Below are 14,988 nucleotides of genomic sequence, written 5' to 3'. Positions count from 1 at the left end.
TTAAAACTGTCGTCATCTCGACGATAGGAGAGATCTCTTGACCATTAAGTAGCTGGGAAGCAAATTGGTATAAACAAGAGATCTCTCCTATCGTCGAGATGACAAAGTGGCGATAGCATAACGAAGTGGTTATACCATAAAAATCGCTCTAATTATATCCCGGATTTTGTTCAAGTTTGGGATTGAGTACCCTGGCACTAGCGGGTATAGGCATCAAACGTCTTCGCACATCATTGTTTGTTTTAAAACCCCATGTCCCTTCATACTTTCCAAAACGGATCATATCATTACGGTGCCAGCACTCCCAGGCAAATTCCCTGCAACGCTCTTTATAGAGGTCTTCAAGAGTAACGGAGCCCCAAGCTGCCGAGGTAGTACGTACTGCACGCAACTGATTCACCAGTGATAAAGCCGTTTGGCCCTGCGTAGGGGTTGCTCCACGCAATATCGCCTCTGCTTTCATCAATAAAATATCGGAATACCTGAACATTGGAAAATCATTATTTTGATTCCTGTTGGACGAAGTACTGTCGCAATAGAATTTATTGTTGCGATAGCCCATGTTCCATGCGATTTCATCATTACCTGCGTCGAAAGGTCTGGAGGCATCACGTAAAGTAACGTTTGGCGTAATGTCTACCTGATAATTGATCGGAGTAGCGCCATCAGATCCCGCATAGAATTGATCGTATCCTTTCTTTGTTGTCGATACATTAACAGGCGCTCCCGAGAACAAGTATTGCAAACCTTTTATCCATTGCATATTTCGCTTGTCATTAGGATCATCGAAATTTGCATAGTATTCAGGTAGCGTACTCATAGGTGCACTTGGTGTATGTTTCAAGCTAAACTTTGTTTGTAACGAGCGAGGCAAGGAATACCTTGCGAAGAAGAGATAACCATTTGAGAACCCTGGATCAAAGGGTAAAGCGAAAATAAACTCTTTAATTTGAGGTCCATTATCTATAAAAAACATCTTTTTATAGTCTGATTCTAAAGCGAACGGACTTCCTGTTGCGGTAATAATGGCATCGCACTGTGCTACGGCATCGTTATAGCGTTGTGTTCCGGTATATACCTCTGCATTCAAATACATCTTAGCCAATATTGCATTTGCTGTGTATTTGGTAGGACGGCCATAAGTAGCGGCTCCCACAACCGAACTCAGGTTTGGTAAAACTTCTTTAAGCTCGGCCTCAATGAAATTAAAAACCTCTGTTCTGGATTTTGTCTCAGGAGATGTAGTTTCACCAAAAGTTGTAACAATAGGGATGTTGCCCCATAGATCCATCATCATGAAAAAGGCCAATGCACGTGTGGCTCTAACTTCAGCTAAAGCTGTGGTTTTAGCGGGAGATTCCGGTGCATCCTTAAGTAAGAACAGGCTTTGATTGGCCTTGCTGATTACACTTGACAGCCATCCCCAGCCACTGCTAACATGCCCATTGTCAGGATCCCAGGTATGTTTATGGTGTTGTTCATACCTACCACCATCATACCAGTTACCTCCTCTTGCAGGCATGATGGATTCATCAGTACTTAGCGATTGCATGAAAAAATAATCGGTGGTGATGCCCTGACGCAACTGGACATATACCTGTCCGGTCAATTGTATAAAATGTTGATCTGTTTGGGGAAAGGTTTCAGGAGTTAACTGGGTTTTCACCTCCAGGTCCAGTTTATGGCAGGACGTAAGTATTGTTAGTGATAAAATTACTCCGGTTGCTATGTTTATAAGATTTTTCATCTTCTTAAGATTTTAATTAAATGATACATTTAGACCAAAAAGAAAGGTTCTGGTTTTTGGATAAAAGTTATTGGTATCTACACCTGGTGCCAAACCACCCTGATTGATCTCTGGATCAATACCTTTATATCCGGTAATCACGAATAGATTGTTGGCAGTAGTGTAGAGACGCAAAGAACCAACCCCAGGAATAATGTTTTTCTTAAAGGTGTAGCCCAAAGTTGCATTGTCCAATCTCAGATAGCTGCCATTCTCAAGAAAGCGCGAAGAATACCTGTAAGAGTTAAAATCTGCTGTAGATTCATTCTCTACTTCAACAGGTATGTTGGTAAATTGAGCAGTGTTAGGACGGAAGAGGTCAGCTCTGGTTACATTCATGATCTTATTGCCCAATACTGCCCTTACGAAAACACTCAGATCAAAGTTCTTATAGTTTACCGAGTTGGTCCAACCAATCAAAGCCTTAGGTTGTGCATTACCAATTACGTAATAATCAGTTTTATTCAGTAATCCCTGTGTTTTGATATTTCCTGCCGCATCGTAATATTGAGAAACTCCATTGGCATCTTTACCAGCATATTTGAAGGTAAAGAACGTTCCTATTGGCTGTCCGGGTGATAGAATCTGCAATGTTGCCCCACTTTGTCCCCCACCGTCAGGTTGGAAGATGAGCCTATCATCGATTTTAAACTGGCTATCAGAAAGTGTGAGTACTTTGTTGACGTTGTGGGCAAGGTTGATTCCTGTAGTCCAACTGAAATTGCCATTACTTACCGGTGTACCATTCAGAACAATCTCCACCCCTTTATTGCTTAATTTACCTACGTTGGCTGTTAACTGACCTGATGGGTAGAGGTTCTGATCGACGTCGAAGCCGATGATCAGGTCTGTAGTCCTTTTATCATAAAAATCTACTGAACCACCTAATCTTCCTTTAAAGATGCTGAAGTCCATACCGATATTTGCAGTAGCTGTTTTTTCCCAACGCAGATCCGGGTTCTCATTTTGAATAGCACCATAGGCCCCTTCTCTAGGAGATCCGTTGTAATAAAACTGCCCCACCGCTCCATAGATCAATTTTGTAGTCAGTGGAGCAAAGCCTAGCGAATTACCAGCAATACCATAACTTCCACGTAGTTTCAATGTGCTGATCAGACTTTGATTTTTTAAGAAATTTTCCTGGTCGATGTTCCAACCGGCGCCTACAGAAGGGAAGTAACCCCATTTTTCGTTTTTGCCGAATACGTTCGATCCATCTCTCCGGATAGATCCTTGCAGTAAATACTTATTTTTGTAATTGTAATTTACTCTTGCAAAGTCAGAAATTAACAGAATTTCCTGATAAAGGTATTCTGGGCCATAGTTAACACGGAAATCTGTGATTGCATAAGGGTTACCTAAGCTCAGGTTGTAATAGCTAACCTGATTAATCGGAAAATTTGTTGAGGAAGTCTGTAAACCATCGTTGTTCAGTGATTGCTGATAAGAATAACCGACTACCGCGTTGATATCATGATCACCAAACTTTTTGTTCCAGGTCAGGTAAGTTTCCACGATCTTATTGGTATTCTGATAAGCGTTTCTCAAGGCTAAACCATCTTTACCAACCAGTGAAACAAAGGAAGGATTTGCCGGAGGGTCGGGTGTGTTCCTTACGTTGTTGTATCTAGAGGTATAAATGCTGTTGTAAAAAGCCCCATATACGGTTTGGGTATTCTGATAAGAAGCCGCAACATCATAAGTGAAACCAAAAGGCAATTTAAGATTTGCAGTAAAGGTCCCCAATATATTTTTAGTTTTCAGGTTCTCAGTTGCATTCTCCAGCATGGAAACCGGATTATAATAACTGGTCTGAATCAGGTTGTCAAAGTATGTTCCATCAGGATTTTTAACTGGCGAAGTAGGCAAATAAGTAAGCATCTGAGAAAGAACTGTATTACGATAAGGCACCAGATCGGCATCGCTAATTGAATTACTCAGATTTAGCCCGATCTTTAATTTATCATTCAGGGCTTTTTGTTCAAGACCTATGCGGCCAATAAAACGGCCCAGATCACTTGTTCTTACAATACCTTGTTGTTTGAAATAGTTCAAGCTGGCATTATACGTAGTTTTATCTGTACCACCACTAAGCGAAAGGTTGTGGTTTTGCGATATGGCATCCTTACGTTGTACTTCATTTTGCCAGTTGGTATTTGCACCCTGATCATTGGCTGGTGTTAACGCAGAATTATTTCTAGCCAGGAAAGCTTTCAACTGCTCAGCATTCATCATCTCGTACTGGTTGGATACATTCTCAACACCAAAATAAGCGCTGTAAGCCAATTGAGCTTGTCCTGCGGTACCCCGTTTTGTAGTTACCATGATCACTCCGTTTGCAGCTCTGTTGCCGTAAATGGCAGCAGCAGCAGCATCTTTCAAAACGTCGATCGAGGCTATGTCATCTGGTGCAAGCAATGAAATATCAGCACCTGGTACACCGTCGATAACGAATAAAGGTGATTGTGCACCCTCGCGTAACGTAGAAGCCCCACGCATAACAATAGCTGCATTGCGATTCGGATCACCACTTCGGCTGATGTTTAGTCCAGGTACCTTACCTTGCAGCATCTGTCCGACGTCGCTTATGGCGCCTTTATTCAGTTCATCACCTTTAACGGAAGATATTGAGCTGATCAGGGCCTTTCTGGAACTCTTACCATATCCCACTACAACAACTTCACTTAATGATTTATCTTCTGGTTTTAGCTGAATAGTTAAAGGCTGAGTGCCATTGACAGGCGCTTCAAAGGTTACATATCCGATGTATTTAAAAACTAAAATATCATTTGCACTTTCAGCAGAAATCTTAAACTTTCCGTCTATATCTGTAATGGTTCCAATTTTTGTTCCTTTTACAGTAACACTAACACCAATCAAAGGCATATTGATCTCGTCAACCACCTTACCGGTAACCGTAATGGCTTTTGAGCTGACTTGAAGTTTTGTTTCGAGTCGCTCACCGTCAATCAGAATGATTTTGTTTTTATACACCTGATAGTGAATTGAATATTTGCTCAACAGATTATCAAGCACTGTTTTGAGTTCAACGTCGTCGAACTGAAGAGACATCTTATTGTTAGAGTGAATAACATCCTGGTTATAAATAAACTGAACTTTATTAGCCACAGCCAGTGTTTTCAAAACTTCAGGCAGCGTTTTATTCACTATGGTTAAACTTATTTTTTTATTCAAAGCCTCCTGGGCCAAAGTGGGCTTGGAATAGGTGATGCTGGTAAATAGTATCAATACCAATATTTGACTTAGTGTAATTCTCATGATTTTGCACCAGAAAAGCTTATGATGTAAATAAAATTTCATAATTTTAGTAAGTTGTATTTGAAAAAATATAATTAATTGAGGTCCCCTCACCAATTTAATTGATGTCACAAAGGGGGCTTTTAAAAGCCTAGTACAGGAGTGTTCGAGCACTCTTGTACTTACTTAAGAAGCTTATTGGATCATGTTTGTAGAGTCTTTTTCATACTGGTTCGTTTGAAGGTTTACTTATTGGTTAATTTTGGTTAATTCTTTTTGGTCACTACGATAATATCATTGTCAATATGGTATTCCAGATTTAGCGAAGCCTTAAGCACTTCTAACACATCAGGGAGATTTAAGTCCGTTAAATCGGCATTCATCACTACTTTATTGAGCTCTTCATCCTGAACTTTTATAACAGTATTAAATTCCGAGCTCAGAACCTTCACTATTTCTGAAAGGTTTTTATCACTAAAAGACAAATCAACATGGTTCCAGATCGCAACAGAAGACATATCTGCGTGCTTTTCTTTATAAAGAAGATTTTTATTTCCTTTAAAAACGATGCTTTCCTTCGGCAGTAAAAACACCTCATCATCTGATTTACGGTTGGCGCCCTTTTTACTTACAGATACCTTACCGGTTACAACAATTACATTGGCAGAGCTTCCATCTTTAGAATCAGAAATCCTAAAGCTGGTACCCCATACCTTGGTAATGATATGATTACTATTGATTATAAAAGGTTGATTTGGATTTTTAGTGATCTCAAAGAAACATTCTCCTTCCATAATCACCTCTCTGGATGCCTTTTTAAATTCAACAGGATAAGTAAGACTTGCCTGAGGATTTAAATAAACAACACTTTGATCTGGCAGTATTTTTTTAATGATAAAACCAGTTTTATTTACCAGGTGAATTTGCTGACTGGACAATTGTTCTTTTTTGTTCCACGGTAGCGATTTATTCAAAAAAAAGAAAGTAACAGAAACTATCAGCAGTATTGCTGCTGCATATTTAAGCCACCATATGCCAATTTTAGGCCTTGGTATTTCTGGTAAATCAGGATTATCTGTTTGATCTGTAGATGCAACGATGCTTAAAAAAATCTTGTTCTTTAAAAGGTTCTGATTTTCTTCTGATAAATCCTGAACAAAATTAGGACTATCCTGATATTGATCATACCAATGATTTAACATTGAAACCTCTTCAGGCGTACAATTGCCATTGATATAATTTTCCAATAATTTGGAAAGTTGTAAATTGTTCATACTACGTTAAACTCTATGTGGTTATTTATTTAACATGTCGTTTAACAACTGCAGAACCCTTGCTGTAAATCTAAATTTATTTTATAAAAAATAGTAAGATGGGCATAAGTTCAGTTATTGTTACCCGTAAGCTTTGCAACGCTTTTGTAAGATGGCCTTCTACCGTTTTTTCTGAAATGTTAAGTTCCGATGCGATCTCTTTATTTGTTTTAAACTCAATTCTACTTAACTGATAAACAGAACGACATTTGACCGGCAACTTAGCGATCATCATATCAATGTGTTTTTTCAAATCGTTAAGAAAAATGTACTCTTCGGTAGAGTTGTCGAGTTTTAACTGAACCTGTTCTGAAGTAATAAAATTTTCCCTTATAGCGTGTTTTCTGTAATGGTCTATTACATTATACCTAACTGCCGTATACAGGTAGTTACCAAGGCCAGTTGTAAATAGGAGTGAGGTTCTATTCGTCCAAAGTTTTGTAAAAACATCCTGTACAATTTCTTCGCAGGTTTCGGTGTTCTTAACCCTTTTATAAGCTGCGTTAAGTAACCTATCCCAATACCGATCATAAATCTCCTTAAAAACATCCGGGCCAGCATGTTTCAACAACAAAGCTAGTTCTTCATCAGTATGTTTTGAATAATTACCCATTGTTAAAATCAGTTCCCAGCCATTAGATACCTGGCACAGCCGCTAAAAGTAACTAAAAAAATACAATTAATTAAGGGGGAAAAATGTGAATTTAAATTACAAGGATTACCCTAGTTTCTGTAAAAAAATATTCAAATCATCTTCCTTACCCAATCCCAGTTTTTGCTTGATCCGGTAACGACTCATGCGTACGCTTTTGGGCTCTATATGAAGGATGCTGGCTATTTTCTTTGTGTCCATTTGCAAATGCAGGTAAGCACAAAGCTTTAGATCAAGCGGAGTAAGTTTTTGCTGCGCTTTTTCATTCAGAAGGCCGAAGAAGTCGGGGTGTACTTGTTGAATATGCATCTTTGCATCATTAAAATCATTGTCCAGCAATAACTCTTCATTCCATATTCTATTGATATTCAACTCCTGGCTATCATTTAACTTTTCTTTGATCTGTGAAAACACTTGTTTCTTGTGTTCCAGTTGCAACACATTAGCCATCATTTCTTTTTGCAATTGTTGCTGTTGGGTTTCCAGCAGTTGCTGCTCTGCCCGTAGCCGCAGCTGTTCTTCTTTATCTAATTTTGTTTGCAATTCGGCCTCTTGTTTTTCTAAATGCAATTGCTTTTCACGTTGCAAAGAGTAACGCAGGCGGAAATGATAAGCCCGGAACATAAAAATAAGGCCCAATAAAGAAATAATCGAAATACCTATATATAGATACCGTTGTACCTGATTATACTTTTCCTTTTGCCGCAACAGGATCACTTCATTGTTTTTTTTTTCGGCTTCGTATTGAATTTCCAGCTTTTGCGCGTTTAATGCCTGTTTTTGATCAAAAAGTTTACCGTTGTATTCTGTTACTTTCTTCTGGAATTTTAATGCCATGGAGTCGTTTCCAGTTTGCTCATACAATCTGGAAAGCGAGCTCACCACATTGACCAGGGTATAATAATAGGGAATTTCCTGCGCCTGCATCATGCTATAAGCCCGCATCAAATAACTTTCAGCCATTGGAAAGTTTTTTTCACGCATGGCATACTCACTTAGAATACCCAAACCGCTGGCTATAATTTCTTCGCCATTCGGCGCATCTTTCATCACTTCCTGAGCTTTATTAGCATATTGAATAGCACTTGCTTTCGCATCTTTATCTGTTTCTGCAAAATTTTTCAAGTAATAATCTGCAATATTAATGCAGGCAATACCATAAGTCTTTGCTGCTATTTCTTTCGGATGCTGCTCGTATATCTCCTCTACCTTCTTTAAGAAAAAGAGGATGCTATCTCGCTGGCCGATACTTTTGGAAGCATTATAATTATAATCCGCTGATATGGATAAAGCGGTATAGCAATTACCAAGTAAATTGTAATCTTGAGTGAGCAAGGCATTTTCTGTGGCTAAGCGAGCGTACCGATTTATATTGGGCATATTATTCCAGCGGGTATTTAAAGCGTATAACAAGTAATATATTTTAGCCAGAATGTAATGATCCGGAGTTTTTGCTAGTTCCTTAAGTGCCATCTGGCCATATTTCATGGAAAGTTCGGCATTATCGATACTCTTGTATAAAAAAGCCTGGGCATAATAACCATAGGCAATAGCTGAAGAACCATGCGCCTGCTTTGCGGTAACCATGGCAGAATCGCTCATTTTTTTTAACAATGGAAATTCCTGCATATTGGCGTAAATATTGGCAAGAACAACATAGCCCCTGGTTGCGGTAGTAAAATCCTTCAGTTTTAAGGCAGTATTAACAGCAAGCCTCCCCTGAACAAGCCCTGCTTTATAATTTTCATTGATACGAAGTGATTCAGCCGAATGAATAAGCTGAGCAGGTGTTTGTGCTATTGCAGTATAAGATGACAAACCCGCAGCTACAAAAAACAATAGGTGCCTTAAATAATTCATAAAGTAAAATTAATATAAATCAACTATCTATTTTTTCATGTAGACATATTGTAGACGCTTGTGCAACTTGAATGTAGGCGTTTTGTAGTAAGCCTGAATTTGGTAAAACTTTGAGTAAGAGTGCAACTTTACATCAAATAATTTTACAACAAAATACTATCAAAATGAATAACAAAACACTATCTATCGTATCCTACATCACCATTATTGGTTGGCTTGTGGCCTATTTAAAGGGAAAAGACAATGCAGATTCAATGCTTAAATATCATTTACGACAAGCATTAGGTCTGGCACTTGTGAACATTATTTTTAGCCTTGCTTTAAATATAGTAGCTATGGTTATACCTGCCTTATCTTTTATAGGTGTATTTGGCTTTGTTTTTTTGATATTATGGATTATTGGAATTATCAATGCGGCTAATGGTGCTCAAAAGCCTTTGCCAATAATTGGTAAAATGTTTGAAAACAAATTTGCTTTCGTTGGTTAATTGGAATAATTATGCAAACATTTAAATATTTCGAAAAAGAAGGCAGCACTTATCATCTAAAAGTGCAAAAAGGCTTTTTTTATACCATGGCTGCAATAATTTTTGCCATAATGGTACTTAACCTCATATATGCGAGTACGAAAGGAGCTGCAGTATTCGCTGTGTTTCTGGCTGTAATTGGGGTATTGAGCATATTGCGAAGTACTACAGAAATAAGCTTTGATATGGTAGATCGTAAGATTCACTATAAAGCATTCTTCTTTAGTGCACCCATCACCTACAGTTTCGATGATTTTGATCATTTTCTAGTCTCCAAGCTTAAAAGTCTTTTTATCACACTAGGCGTATCGGGTATTTTGGTAATGCAAAAAAACAGGAAAACAAAAAACATTTTTCTACGCCAATGTTTTTTCTCGGCAAAGCCATTACAAAAATTAAATGATGAACTGTATATCATAATGGGTTTACCTGATTAACAAAACTGAAAGTATTATGGGTAAAGGCTTCTTTATATTTTGGAAACTGTTCGCATTATTTTATGCGATACCTTTTCCCATGATCTTATACTATGGTATTAAGAGTGATAGTTATCCGCCAGAATTAGCAACAAGAAATCCCTGGCTTGCTCTGGGCCTTGTAGTCTTATCTATCATTATTTGGATTATTCTTTTGACAGGCTACTACAACAAATGGATACTTCGGACTCTTTCTATAAAAAGAAAAATAGAGCACCTTAAAAATACCGGCATAAAGCGGGAGGCCAGGATTCTTACTAGTATTGACAAATCAAACCCAAAGGTCAACTACAGTACTTATGAGCTTAATTTATCATTTAAAAACCTTGTAGGTACCCAAATTGAAGAAAAGATAACTGTAAATGACAAAACCCCTTATGAACGCAGGTTTGAGGCGGGAAAGAATGTAGAATTGGTTCTCGATCAAAATCCAAACGATTATCCTTATATGGTTCTGTCCAGCTTCCAGGTAAGTGTTAAAGGGAATGTAATTCTCTTGCTTCATATTACCCTGCTTGTTATTGCAGCTCTGATAGCCGGTTATTATTGCTTTGCTTATCAAACAGAAAGTGAAGGCATGGGATGGCGCTTTATGGTTTTTTATCATCCGCTCCTGGTTTGTGCCTTAATACTTAACCTGGGTAATATTAATCTTCTTGGAAGATTGATGTCAAAATTTGCCAATCAAAATCCTAAAAATGATTTTGTAATAAAGTACAAAGGATTGCCGGCAACAGCCAGATTACTCAAGGCCAGTCAAACTGGAACATACATAAACGAGCAACCCGTGGTTGAGTTTGTGCTTGAATTTACAGACCATCAAAATCAACGTCATGGTGTTAGTATAAAAAAAATAGTAGACCTGTTAGATCTGGATAGCACACGTCAAAAAGAAGTGGATATTTTTTACCTCAAGGAAGATCCCAAACGGGTAGCCTTTGCCAGCGATTTAAAAGAGTTAAGCATAATAATATGAAGACCTTAAACATCATAGCTAGCTCATTGATCATTGGCTGTTTACTACTAACAGGCTGTAAGCAGATCAACAAAAGTGTGAACGAAACTTTTAAGCCCAGTGATGCTGCCTTGAAGCGCCAGGCGCAGAAACAGTCGACAACAGGTTTCACTACAACCACAACGCAGCAAATACAAAAATCTGAAGTGATTATAAACGGCGATACCCTTAAAGCTAATGGTATGCAAGAAAAAGCCGCAGTACTTTTTAAGGATTTGGAAACATTGCAGAAAAACAAAACAGGTAACAACAGTAAAGAGATACAGGAAAAAGTAAATGAGTTTTTGAAAAGCATTAACATGTCACAAAAGGTCAATACTATACCTACACCCCAACCCAAAACAAAACGCGAAAAAGCTTTTTTTACTAAAGCAGAATTGGAAAGAGCAGAAAGGGAGCTTATACAATTGCCTCAGTATGCCGGCAAAGAAATACAGATATATCAGTCTGTTCACTTTAATGGCGATGGACGAATCAGGTTAATGTTGCAACATCCCGAAAATCCAAAATATGTAGATGCTTATGAATACGAAAATGGCAAATGGTCGGCCCCAAAGCCTATACAAACAACTTCCGGCAATATAGAACGTCGGTTGGTCCCATTAAACCAAATCAACTTTTCCTCTGCCCTAACAGTATTGCAAGCGTATAATCAAAAGGTATTACAGGTAGAAGGTGCAAAACCAACAACACATGTATACCTGTCTTTCTGGGATGGCCGCATACGCTGGTTCCCCGGAACAATAAATGGAACCCGGGAACGCTATTCGATTGATTTCGAACCTAACGGAACATTAAAAAACTTTAAACAAGATTAAACATATGGCAAATTATAACCTAAAAATAAAAGGTGATCGATTAAGTTTTCAACCCAAACGAGATTATAAATGGAAAGTTATCCTTTTTACCGTTGTTGCTTTGATAACATTTATTATGATACCCACACTTAATTTGAATTATGAAACCAAATGGGGGATATTTGCTATAGGCTTGTTATGTGGATTTACTGCATTGTACGATTTTCTGTTTCACTTTAACCTGACCTACATATTTGATCAGACTACCAGAAACATCTACTGCAAAATCCCTGGCTTGTATACGCGCCAGATCATAACTTTTGATGAGGCTTTCATACTACGCATAGAAGAAGATTGCTTATTGCATTATGCGCTATCAAAAAAACAGAATAAATATGGCAACAGCTACGCCATAAGCCAATCATTTGGCAGTAACAAGAAAAGCAGAAGAAGACAAGAAACATTTGAAACAGAAGTTCTGTCGGCTATAGAAAGTTTTATTCACCATCTTAAAGTACATACTCATTATTAATCGGCTTTACAGGTTCAGGTATATTTGTTTCACCCAGCATTTCCAGTAGATTGATCTCTATAGTACGTGTAATTTGATTTAATGGAACAGCTGCAGAATTATTATCGAAAGGATTCATCAAGCTCATCCCATTGATCTGAGTAGACACATAAACAAAGCCTACTAACCACCCTAAAAATATAGACCACACCCCGGCAAAAGGGCTGATGACCAGGGTAAGCGACACCACAAAAAGCCATATAAATGCTTTGGTAAAATAAATATAAGCGGTTGGGTATATGGTATTTTTAATGCGTTCACTCATACCCATCTCGTCAGAAAATTTTACAAGCAACTGATTCATTTCAATAAAACGGAAACCATCAATCATTCCTCCTTTTTCGAGAAGCTGCAGGGCTCTGGATTGCTGCATCAAAATTGCATTAGCAACATTACTATGTAACTTAACTTCCTCCATATCATGCGGTTCAAGATACTGGCTATAGGTTTCATCAACGGCATCTCTAAGTTTTGCTTTGAGTGCATATAAAAACGCTATTTGCTTATATACCATTCGTTTCTTTAGCGCAGCATATTGTTGATCATCAGTTTCATTTTGGGAAATATAGCTAATGATACTTCTTGCCCATGATCTGGAATCATTCACCAGAGAACCCCATATTTTCCGGGCCTCCCACCAGCGGTCATATGCCTGATTGTTGTTAAAACCTACAAAAAAAGCAATGGCTGTACCTAAAACAGCAGGGATAATGGAAGGAATTTCAAAATGATGCCTGATTAAAACTGTCCTCACGAGATAGGCTGCTGTGCAGGATATAATCATAATGATATCTACCTGCCATGTATTTCTAAGAATACGGCTTAACCGTATGTTTGGTTCAATTAGCATTTTTATCTTCTTTTAATTTTCTGTGATATTTTTAACTATTATACGTCTAATTACTACACATCTATTGAGCTGCGAATTTCTCTTCTTTCTCCTACTTGCTGACGCCACATGGAATAATAAAGTCCTCTTTGCTCCAATAGTTCATCGTGAGTACCGGCTTCCGAAATAATCCCTTTTTCAAGAACGTAAATAACATCTGCGTGCATGATGGTAGAAAGACGATGAGCAATTAATATGGTCATTTGTTGTCTGCTATCCGATATCTCCCTTATGGTTGTGGTAATTTCTTCTTCAGTTAGCGAATCTAATGCAGAAGTAGCTTCATCAAAAATCAGTAATTGAGGCTGGCGTAATAATGCCCTGGCAATAGACAATCTTTGCTTTTCTCCGCCAGACAACTTCATACCACTTTCTCCAAGGATGGTATTTAACCCATGAGATGCTCTGGCAACCAATCCAGAAGCTGAAGCTTTTTCCAGCGCATCATTAATATCTGCATCCGTAGCCGTTGGATTCACAAAGAGCAGGTTATCTTTAATAGAACCAGCATACAGCTGTGTATCTTGTGTTACAAAGCCTATTTGCCGCCTAAGCGGATTATATTGTACCTGGGTTGAAGGTACATCGTTAAAAAAGATCCGTCCATCAACAGGAACGTACAATCCAACCAGCAACTTAACCAGCGTCGACTTACCTGATCCAGACGGGCCCACAAAGGCTATTGTCTCCCCTCTTTTAATCTTAAATGAAATGCCGTCGATGGCATTATAGCCTGCCGTTCTATGACGGAATACGACATTATCAAACTGCAGGTTTTCGAGTTTGCCAATCTCAATTGAATTTTCAGGACGTTGCTCTACGGGTTTATTCATCAGCCTGTCGAAACTCTTTAAAGATGCATCTGCCTCTCTATAAAGCACAATCATATTACCAAGGTCTTGTAAAGGAGTGAATATAGCCGTAGAAATAAATTGCATAGCAATAAGCTCCCCGGTACTAAGTACTTTCCTGAAAATAAGCCACAAAAGAATGAAAAGGATAGATTGCTTTAGTAAGTTTAGCATATTCCCTTGCAAAAAAGACAAGAAACTTACCTTGCCGGCCTTTTGCATTTCCAACTCAAATATTTTCAATGTTTGTTCATTCAGTCGCCTGATTTCCGGAAACGTTAACCCAAGGCTTTTAACCAACTCAATATTTCGCAAGCTTTCGGTAATAACCCCAGCCTGGCTATCTGTTTGCCTGTTTATTGATCGTTGAATCCCTTTTATCCTTTTAGAGACTAAGCCCGTAAGCGACCCAAGAAGCACAATTCCTACAAAGAAAACGGGAACCAAAAGCCAATTCTTGTTTATGCTATACCATATTAAAAAGCCAACTCCTACAAGCGAAGAAAACAAAACATTGATAAAGGAATTAATAAAACGCTCTGCATCAGTTTTCACTTTTTGCAGAACAGAAAGCGTAGTTCCGCTTCTGCTCTCTTCAAATTCCTGAAATGAGAGGCGTAAGGTTTGCTTTAGGCCATCATTGAATATATTCATGCCAAAGCGTGCTACAGCTTTGCGGGTTATATAATCCTGAGCAGCTTTACATAGTTTAGCCACCACAGCAATGCCAAGTGCTATTAATAACCAATATAAAATCCCATTTATCAGTTCAGTTTCAGACAAGTGGTTCTTATTTGTGGCATATTCATCAATGATCTTTCCAAATATTACAGGATCAACCAGGCTGAGTAATTGAGCTACAGCAGCTAGTATTAAAGATAAAAAAACAAGCGTGCGATGCGGCTTAAGGTATTTCCAAAGTATCCTCATAATAATCGATTAATGTTACACTTTAAACCCCCAACATCTGCTGCCATGAATGTTGGCTATTGC

The 14,988-nt window shown here is 38.3% G+C and carries 12 protein-coding genes; 5 read left to right on the top strand and 7 right to left on the bottom strand.

The window, feature by feature from the left end; all coding sequences use genetic code 11:
• Positions 1–148: 148 nt before the first annotated feature.
• The 5 genes from HQN86_RS06325 to HQN86_RS06305 form a co-directional block, all read right to left on the bottom strand.
• Positions 149–1,747, bottom strand: a complete 1,599-nt coding sequence (locus HQN86_RS06325; protein WP_172660151.1) for a RagB/SusD family nutrient uptake outer membrane protein — start codon at positions 1,745–1,747, stop codon at positions 149–151.
• A 12-nt stretch (positions 1,748–1,759) separates the two neighbouring features.
• Positions 1,760–5,065 carry a SusC/RagA family TonB-linked outer membrane protein gene (locus tag HQN86_RS06320; RefSeq protein WP_172660150.1) on the bottom strand — a complete coding sequence of 1,102 codons (3,306 nt, stop codon included), beginning with the start codon at positions 5,063–5,065 and terminating at the stop codon, positions 1,760–1,762.
• 245 nt (positions 5,066–5,310) lie between these two features.
• A complete protein-coding gene (locus HQN86_RS06315; RefSeq protein WP_172660149.1) occupies positions 5,311–6,318 on the bottom strand; it encodes a FecR family protein in 1,008 nt (335 codons plus the stop codon).
• Positions 6,319–6,394: 76 nt separating this feature from the next.
• Positions 6,395–6,970 (bottom strand): RNA polymerase sigma-70 factor, encoded by a 576-nt coding sequence (locus tag HQN86_RS06310; protein WP_172660148.1) that lies wholly within the window; start codon positions 6,968–6,970, stop codon positions 6,395–6,397.
• A gap of 105 nt (positions 6,971–7,075) precedes the next feature.
• Positions 7,076–8,869, bottom strand: coding sequence for a helix-turn-helix transcriptional regulator (locus tag HQN86_RS06305; protein WP_172660147.1), 1,794 nt, complete (start codon positions 8,867–8,869; stop codon positions 7,076–7,078).
• 164 nt (positions 8,870–9,033) lie between these two features.
• On the opposite strand from HQN86_RS06305, the gene HQN86_RS06300 reads away from it, so the two are divergent.
• The 5 genes from HQN86_RS06300 to HQN86_RS06280 are packed head-to-tail and all read left to right on the top strand — an operon-like array spanning position 9,034 to position 12,216.
• A complete protein-coding gene (locus HQN86_RS06300) occupies positions 9,034–9,357 on the top strand; it encodes a DUF4870 domain-containing protein (protein ID WP_172660146.1) in 324 nt (107 codons plus the stop codon).
• 11 nt (positions 9,358–9,368) lie between these two features.
• Positions 9,369–9,833 carry a hypothetical protein gene (locus HQN86_RS06295; RefSeq protein WP_172660145.1) on the top strand — a complete coding sequence of 155 codons (465 nt, stop codon included), beginning with the start codon at positions 9,369–9,371 and terminating at the stop codon, positions 9,831–9,833.
• Positions 9,834–9,849: 16 nt separating this feature from the next.
• Positions 9,850–10,848: a hypothetical protein gene (locus tag HQN86_RS06290; protein ID WP_172660144.1), complete on the top strand. Its 999-nt coding sequence runs from the start codon at positions 9,850–9,852 to the stop codon at positions 10,846–10,848.
• Positions 10,845–11,705, top strand: a complete 861-nt coding sequence (locus tag HQN86_RS06285; protein ID WP_172660143.1) for a hypothetical protein — start codon at positions 10,845–10,847, stop codon at positions 11,703–11,705. Before HQN86_RS06290 ends, HQN86_RS06285 begins: the two co-directional genes overlap by 4 nt.
• 4 nt (positions 11,706–11,709) lie before the next feature.
• Positions 11,710–12,216, top strand: a complete 507-nt coding sequence (locus tag HQN86_RS06280) for a hypothetical protein (RefSeq protein ID WP_172660142.1) — start codon at positions 11,710–11,712, stop codon at positions 12,214–12,216.
• On the opposite strand, the gene HQN86_RS06275 is transcribed toward HQN86_RS06280, so the two are convergent.
• A complete protein-coding gene (locus tag HQN86_RS06275) occupies positions 12,194–13,105 on the bottom strand; it encodes a bestrophin family protein (protein WP_172660141.1) in 912 nt (303 codons plus the stop codon). The genes HQN86_RS06280 and HQN86_RS06275 overlap by 23 nt on opposite strands.
• A gap of 53 nt (positions 13,106–13,158) precedes the next feature.
• On the bottom strand, positions 13,159–14,925 hold the full coding sequence (locus HQN86_RS06270; RefSeq protein WP_172660140.1) for an ABC transporter ATP-binding protein: 1,767 nt from the start codon (positions 14,923–14,925) through the stop codon (positions 13,159–13,161).
• Positions 14,926–14,988: the final 63 nt, after the last annotated feature.

Source organism: Pedobacter panaciterrae, from assembly GCF_013204795.1.
In the GTDB taxonomy this organism is placed as follows: domain Bacteria; phylum Bacteroidota; class Bacteroidia; order Sphingobacteriales; family Sphingobacteriaceae; genus Pedobacter; species Pedobacter panaciterrae.
Note: the sequence above shows the minus strand (reverse complement) of the source record. Positions and strands in the feature narration are given on the sequence as shown.

What these genes read in the sequence shown, in the direction of transcription:
- HQN86_RS06270 (WP_172660140.1), bottom strand. Translation starts at nt 14,925, where the DNA reads ATGAGGATACTTTGGAAATACCTTAAGCCGCATCGCACGCTTGTTTTT.
- HQN86_RS06315 (WP_172660149.1), bottom strand. Translation starts at nt 6,318, where the DNA reads ATGAACAATTTACAACTTTCCAAATTATTGGAAAATTATATCAATGGC.
- HQN86_RS06325 (WP_172660151.1), bottom strand. Translation starts at nt 1,747, where the DNA reads ATGAAAAATCTTATAAACATAGCAACCGGAGTAATTTTATCACTAACA.
- HQN86_RS06280 (WP_172660142.1), top strand. Translation starts at nt 11,710, where the DNA reads ATGGCAAATTATAACCTAAAAATAAAAGGTGATCGATTAAGTTTTCAA.
- HQN86_RS06290 (WP_172660144.1), top strand. Translation starts at nt 9,850, where the DNA reads ATGGGTAAAGGCTTCTTTATATTTTGGAAACTGTTCGCATTATTTTAT.
- HQN86_RS06300 (WP_172660146.1), top strand. Translation starts at nt 9,034, where the DNA reads ATGAATAACAAAACACTATCTATCGTATCCTACATCACCATTATTGGT.
- HQN86_RS06295 (WP_172660145.1), top strand. Translation starts at nt 9,369, where the DNA reads ATGCAAACATTTAAATATTTCGAAAAAGAAGGCAGCACTTATCATCTA.
- HQN86_RS06320 (WP_172660150.1), bottom strand. Translation starts at nt 5,065, where the DNA reads ATGAGAATTACACTAAGTCAAATATTGGTATTGATACTATTTACCAGC.
- HQN86_RS06285 (WP_172660143.1), top strand. Translation starts at nt 10,845, where the DNA reads ATGAAGACCTTAAACATCATAGCTAGCTCATTGATCATTGGCTGTTTA.
- HQN86_RS06275 (WP_172660141.1), bottom strand. Translation starts at nt 13,105, where the DNA reads ATGCTAATTGAACCAAACATACGGTTAAGCCGTATTCTTAGAAATACA.
- HQN86_RS06310 (WP_172660148.1), bottom strand. Translation starts at nt 6,970, where the DNA reads ATGGGTAATTATTCAAAACATACTGATGAAGAACTAGCTTTGTTGTTG.
- HQN86_RS06305 (WP_172660147.1), bottom strand. Translation starts at nt 8,869, where the DNA reads ATGAATTATTTAAGGCACCTATTGTTTTTTGTAGCTGCGGGTTTGTCA.